The organism is Diaphorobacter ruginosibacter (assembly GCF_040396215.1).
Lineage (GTDB): Bacteria > Pseudomonadota > Gammaproteobacteria > Burkholderiales > Burkholderiaceae_C > Diaphorobacter_A > Diaphorobacter_A ruginosibacter_A.
Map to the genome: position 1 here is coordinate 1 of NZ_JBEBOW010000189.1, position 5,244 is coordinate 5,244.

8 protein-coding genes are annotated in these 5,244 nt (G+C 61.2%); 7 read left to right on the top strand and 1 reads right to left on the bottom strand.

The genetic code is table 11. The features are described from left to right. The 6 genes from ABWP92_RS16285 to ABWP92_RS16310 all read left to right on the top strand — a co-directional run. Positions 1-186: hypothetical protein (locus ABWP92_RS16285; RefSeq protein WP_353236454.1), on the top strand; the 186-nt coding region annotated here is incomplete at its 5' end. Positions 187-201: 15 nt separating this feature from the next. Further along, positions 202-1,734 (top strand): protein adenylyltransferase SelO, encoded by a 1,533-nt coding sequence (locus ABWP92_RS16290; protein ID WP_353236455.1) that lies wholly within the window; start codon positions 202-204, stop codon positions 1,732-1,734. Then, the gene (msrB, locus tag ABWP92_RS16295; RefSeq protein WP_353236456.1) at positions 1,731-2,141 is read left to right on the top strand and encodes a peptide-methionine (R)-S-oxide reductase MsrB; all 411 of its coding nucleotides are present in this window, start codon (positions 1,731-1,733) and stop codon (positions 2,139-2,141) included. The genes ABWP92_RS16290 and msrB overlap by 4 nt, the downstream gene beginning before the upstream one ends. Positions 2,142-2,148: 7 nt before the next feature. Further along, the gene (locus ABWP92_RS16300; protein WP_353236457.1) at positions 2,149-2,709 is read left to right on the top strand and encodes a septation protein A; all 561 of its coding nucleotides are present in this window, start codon (positions 2,149-2,151) and stop codon (positions 2,707-2,709) included. Next, a complete protein-coding gene (locus tag ABWP92_RS16305) occupies positions 2,706-2,969 on the top strand; it encodes a BolA family protein (protein ID WP_353236458.1) in 264 nt (87 codons plus the stop codon). Before ABWP92_RS16300 ends, ABWP92_RS16305 begins: the two co-directional genes overlap by 4 nt. A 69-nt stretch (positions 2,970-3,038) precedes the next feature. Beyond that, entirely contained in the window at positions 3,039-3,824 is a 786-nt protein-coding gene (locus tag ABWP92_RS16310) for a peptidylprolyl isomerase (RefSeq protein WP_353236459.1), read from the top strand. 115 nt (positions 3,825-3,939) lie between these two features. Here the strand turns inward: ABWP92_RS16310 and ABWP92_RS16315 are convergent, their stop codons facing one another. Next, positions 3,940-4,713, bottom strand: coding sequence for a heparan-alpha-glucosaminide N-acetyltransferase (locus tag ABWP92_RS16315; RefSeq protein WP_353236460.1), 774 nt, complete (start codon positions 4,711-4,713; stop codon positions 3,940-3,942). Positions 4,714-4,881: 168 nt separating this feature from the next. Here ABWP92_RS16315 and ABWP92_RS16320 point away from each other — a divergent pair, with 168 nt between their 5' ends. Next, the gene (locus ABWP92_RS16320) at positions 4,882-5,100 is read left to right on the top strand and encodes a hypothetical protein (protein ID WP_353236461.1); all 219 of its coding nucleotides are present in this window, start codon (positions 4,882-4,884) and stop codon (positions 5,098-5,100) included. Positions 5,101-5,244: the final 144 nt, after the last annotated feature.

Genomic DNA, 5,244 nt, shown 5'->3' on the forward strand with positions numbered 1-5,244 from the left:
GGCACGGCACGGCGGTGCGCGGAATTCTTCATGGGGCTACATCCTAACGATGATTCCCGCCGCCACTTACATTTCGCTGTCACTTTGGTGCTTGAATTCTCATTCAGGATCTCGTCCATGACCCAAGGGCAGCGGATCCGCATGGCCTTCGGTATGGCCTTCAACCAAGCAGGTAATCTGCCCTGAAGAGACAATCGCCCCATGCCCCAGGATAGCGAAAGCACCTCTCCTCCCCTTTCCGCGCCCGCCCCCGCCAGCCAGCCCTGGCTGCGCACGGCGGACTTCGCCGGGCTCGGCCCGGGTTTTCATACCGCCTTGCGCCCGGTGCCGTTGTCGCGGCCCCACTGGATCGCCCGCAACGACGACGTGACAAGGCTCGCCGGAATCGATCCGCAATGGCTGCAAGGCGACGACGCCCTCCAGGTACTGAGCGGCAATGCGGTCGTCGGTGACGCGCAGCCCATCGCCACCGTATACAGCGGGCACCAGTTCGGCGTGTGGGCCGGCCAGCTCGGCGACGGGCGCGCCATCCTGCTGGGCGAAACGCCCGGCGGCATGGAGGTGCAGCTCAAGGGCAGCGGGCGCACGCCCTACTCCCGCATGGGCGACGGGCGCGCGGTGCTGCGCTCTTCCATCCGCGAATATTTGTGCAGCGAGGCCATGCATGGGCTCGGCATTCCCACCACGCGCGCTTTGGCGCTGATCGGCTCGCCCGATCCGGTGTACCGCGAGCAGCCCGAAACCGCTGCCGTCGTGACGCGCGTGGCCCCCAGCTTCATCCGCTTTGGCCATTTCGAGCACTTTTCCGCGCGGGGAGACGGGGCATCCCTTCGAAAACTCGCCGATCATGTGATCGACCGCTTCTATCCTGATTGCCGCAACGGGCAGGCGCTGAACGGCAACACCTACGCCCAGTTGCTGCATCGCGTGAGCGAACGCACCGCCGCGCTGCTCGCCCAGTGGCAGGCCGCCGGCTTCTGCCACGGCGTGATGAACACGGACAACATGAGCATTCTGGGCCTGACGATCGACTACGGACCGTTCCAGTTTCTCGACGCCTACGTGCCAGGCCACATCTGCAATCACAGCGACAGCCAGGGCCGCTACGCATTCGATCAGCAGCCCAGCGTGGCTTACTGGAACCTTCTGTGCCTCGCCCAGGCGCTGCTGCCCCTCATCGGCGAGGTGGAAACCGCGCGTTTTGCCGTCGCCAGCTACCCCGAAGTGTTCGCCCATGAATTCAAGCTGCGCATGGCCGCCAAGATGGGACTGCCGCCATCGGCCGTCCAGGCGCAGGAATTCGTCGACGTGCTGCAGTCGCTCTTCAGCCTCATGGCGCAGGACGCGGCGGACTACACCATCTTCTGGCGCCGGCTCTCGCATGCAGTGAACGATGCGGCAGGCCCGGCCGGGAGCGAGGCTTTCACACCGGTGCTCGACCTGTTCCTGCAGCGCGAAGCCGCCGACCGCTGGATAACCGCCTACCTCGGGCTTCTGGACAGGCAGCCCGGCTGCGCCGCACGCGCGGACATGCTGAAGGCCAATCCACGGTTCGTGCTGCGCAATCACCTGGGTGAAATGGCGATACGCGCGGCGGCGCAAGGGGATTTCTCGCTTGTGAATACACTTCAGGAGATCCTGGCCACGCCCTTCGATGAACACCCGGGACGCGACAGCCTCGCGGATTTTCCGCCCGACTGGGCGTCCCACATATCCATCAGTTGCTCTTCATGACCTTTCCTATCAAGAAAACCGACGACGAATGGCAGCAGGCCCTGCGCGACAAAGGCGCGGAGCCGCGCGCCTATGAAGTCACGCGCCACGCGGCGACCGAGCGCCCGTTCACCGGAAAATACGAGGCCTTCTGGGCCGACGGCAGCTATCACTGCATCTGCTGCGGAGCCAAGTTGTTCGACTCGGGCACCAAATTTGACGCGGGCTGCGGCTGGCCCAGCTTCTCCGAGGCGATTGCCGGCTCCATCCGTGAAATCGAGGACTACAGTCACGGCATGGCACGCGTGGAAACCGTGTGCGCGCAATGCGGCGCGCACCTCGGCCACGTATTCCCGGATGGTCCCGCGCCGAGCGGGCTGCGTTATTGCATGAATTCCGCATCCCTGGACTTCGACCCCAAGAAATAACAATTTCATGAAACTGTTACTCGACTTCTTTCCCATCATCCTGTTCTTCGTTGCGTACAAGGTGTCGGGGATCTACGTTGCAACGGCCGTGGCCATCGCCGCGACCGTGGCGCAGCTCGCCTACATGCGGGTGAAAACCGGCAAGACCGAGCCCATGCAATGGATCAGTCTGGCCATCATCGTGGTGTTCGGGGGCGCAACGCTGCTGGCCCACGATGAAAACTTCATCAAATGGAAGCCCACGGTGCTCTATTGGGTGATGGGCCTGGCGCTGCTTGCCGGGCAGCTGTTCTTCAAGAAGAACTTCATCCGCAGCCTGATGGGCGCGCAGATCCAGTTGCCCGACCCCGTCTGGAAAAATCTCAACTGGGGCTGGACCGGCTTCTTCGCGGTGATGGGCGCGCTCAACCTCTGGGTCGCATTCCACTTCGATACCGATACCTGGGTGAATTTCAAACTGTTCGGCGGCATGGGGCTGATGATCGTCTTCGTCATCGCCCAGGCCATCTACCTGAGCCGCCACGTCAAGGAAGAGGAAGCCGTCAAGGTGGAGGATGTCAAGCAATGATCGCCGTTACAGCGCACAACATGCGGGAGCTGCTCGAGCGCGAACTCTCGCCCGGCCAACTGGAAGTGATCGACGAAAGCGGCCTGCATGACGGCCATGCCGGAGCCAACGGCACGGGTTTCGGCACGCACTTCCGGGTCCGCATCGCATCGCCGCTGTTCGAGGGAAAATCCAGAGTTGCCAAGCATCGGCTTGTGTATGATTCGCTGCAGGTGTTCATCGACAATGGCGCGCACGCCATTGCCATTGAAATTCTCTGACCCACACCGGCCAAGGCCGGGCGCAGAATGCGAGTTCTGCAGAAATATTCTCCTTTTTTTGGATTTCCAATGAAGAAAAAGCTCATGTCCGGCCTCGTGGCCGCCGCGCTGCTCGGCGCCGTGGCACTGCCCGTTTCCGCACAGAATCTCGCCATCGTGAACGGCAAGCCGGTTCCCAAGGAACGCGCGGAGGCACTGAAGCAGCAGGTGGAGCGTTCCGGCCGCCCCATCACGCCCGAGGTCGAGGCACAGATCAAGGAAGAAGTCATCGCCCGCGAAATCTTCATGCAGGAAGCCAAGAAGGCCGGCCTGGAAGGTTCCGCCGACTACAAGGCGCAGATGGAACTGGCCCGCCAGACCATTCTGATCCGCGAACTGTTCGCCGATTTCCAGAAGAAGCATCCCGTCACCGACGCTGAAATCCAGGCGGAATACGACAAGTTCGTCGCCGCCAACTCCGGCAAGGAATACAAGGCCAGCCACATCCTGGTGGAAACCGAGGATCAGGCCAAGTCCATCATCGCCCAGATCGAGAAGGGCGCCAAGTTCGAAGACCTGGCCAAGAAGGAATCCAAGGACCCCGGATCCGGCGCGCGTGGCGGCGACCTCGACTGGGCCAGCCCCAGCAACTACGTGGCCGAGTTCACCGAAGCCATGGTCAAGCTGAAGAAGGGCGAGATGACCCATGTGCCGGTCAAGAGCCAATTCGGCTGGCACATCATTCGTGTCGACGACATGCGTGACGCCCAGTTGCCCAAGCTTGAGGAAGTGAAGCCGCAGATCGCCCAGCAGCTGCAGCAACAGAAACTGGCCACCTTCCAGGAAGAACTGCGCTCGAAGGCCAAGATCCAGTAATTCCCGACACGAGAAATTACTACAAAATGCAAAAATGGCTCGGTAGATACTAGGCCATTTTTCTTTTTCTGTTGAGGCGGTCTTTCGGCAACCAACCTGCCCCGCTGCCCGCGCCCTATCGCCCAAGCCCCCAGGCGACTGCCGCCAACACCGCCAGCATCACTGGTTGATGCAGAAGGTAATAGCTCAGGCTCCAGCGGCCCAGCAAGGCCATGCAGCGCCCTGTCCGCCCAAGCGGCCTGCTCAGCCACCCCGCCCTGTTGCGCTGCAGCCACTGCCCGCCCGCCATGCCCCACCACATGACGCCCAGCCACGGGAAAACCGGCACGTAGTCTTCCGTATAGGGCTTGACGGTAATGAGCCCAAGCCAGTTCAGCACACGCCCGTTCATGGCGCTGGCCCAGTCCGAACCCGCGCCGCTCAGCCACCCGTTCGCCAGCCACGGCAGCGCCATGGCCAGGGCGCCTGCAAACCATAGCCAGCATCCCCATCCAGCCGTCAGCCGGACGATCACCAGCATGACGGCGATACCGTGCAACACCCCGAAGTAAATAAAGCTCTGCGGAAACATCAGCCAGGAGCCGGCGGACACCAGCAAGGCGGCCAATGCGATCTGCAGCCACCTGCGGCCAAAGCGCGCCCAGCTCTGACCTTGCACGTAAGCGATGGATTGGCCAAGGCCGGCACAAAAAAGGAACAGGCTCACGATCACCACGCGCTGCCGCGTCCAGAGAGGATCGCCCAGGAAATCCTGCCTCCACCAGCCCATGTGCGAGAGGTCGAAGCAGAAATGGAAGACCGTCATCCAGATCATCGCCGCACCGCGTAACGCATCCACCACGTCGTAGCGCGGAAAGCGAGGCTTGCCTGGGAGCAAAGTAGAACTCATGATGCCTCGCATTATCCGCAGGGAATACGCCCACTCAGCCAGAACGCGGGGGTTGGATTCACCCATGTTTCATAGGACTGTTTCCGCAGATTGACATCCAATTTAATCTAAGACAAGAATGCGCGGGCTCTGGAATAATTTACCCGCCATTCACAAACCTCCGGTTTTATGCCTATAGAACTACTGATTGATATTGATAAACAAGGCGTACCAAGAACCATCTCTGGATCCACGTCCATAGACAAGCTCCGCATTCTTCGAGCCGCCCAATTGATCAAGGCAGACATTCCAGCGCCGGGTGTCGAGGGCGATGCCATCGTCCAGGACATCACATTCGAAGGGCAATCATTGTTGCAACGCATCAAGGCCGAACGCGACATAGTCTGAAGCGCTGCGTGCCGATAGGGCATCCACCGAGCAGACAGGGAGCCACAGCCCATAAAACAAATGCCCTGGACCAATTTGATCCAGGGCATTTCAATGATGGTCGGAGCGGCGGGATTCGAACTCGCGACCCTCTGCTCCCAAAGC

What these genes read in the sequence shown, in the direction of transcription:
- ABWP92_RS16290 (WP_353236455.1), top strand. Translation starts at nt 202, where the DNA reads ATGCCCCAGGATAGCGAAAGCACCTCTCCTCCCCTTTCCGCGCCCGCC.
- msrB (WP_353236456.1), top strand. Translation starts at nt 1,731, where the DNA reads ATGACCTTTCCTATCAAGAAAACCGACGACGAATGGCAGCAGGCCCTG.
- ABWP92_RS16300 (WP_353236457.1), top strand. Translation starts at nt 2,149, where the DNA reads ATGAAACTGTTACTCGACTTCTTTCCCATCATCCTGTTCTTCGTTGCG.
- ABWP92_RS16305 (WP_353236458.1), top strand. Translation starts at nt 2,706, where the DNA reads ATGATCGCCGTTACAGCGCACAACATGCGGGAGCTGCTCGAGCGCGAA.
- ABWP92_RS16310 (WP_353236459.1), top strand. Translation starts at nt 3,039, where the DNA reads ATGAAGAAAAAGCTCATGTCCGGCCTCGTGGCCGCCGCGCTGCTCGGC.
- ABWP92_RS16315 (WP_353236460.1), bottom strand. Translation starts at nt 4,713, where the DNA reads ATGAGTTCTACTTTGCTCCCAGGCAAGCCTCGCTTTCCGCGCTACGAC.
- ABWP92_RS16320 (WP_353236461.1), top strand. Translation starts at nt 4,882, where the DNA reads ATGCCTATAGAACTACTGATTGATATTGATAAACAAGGCGTACCAAGA.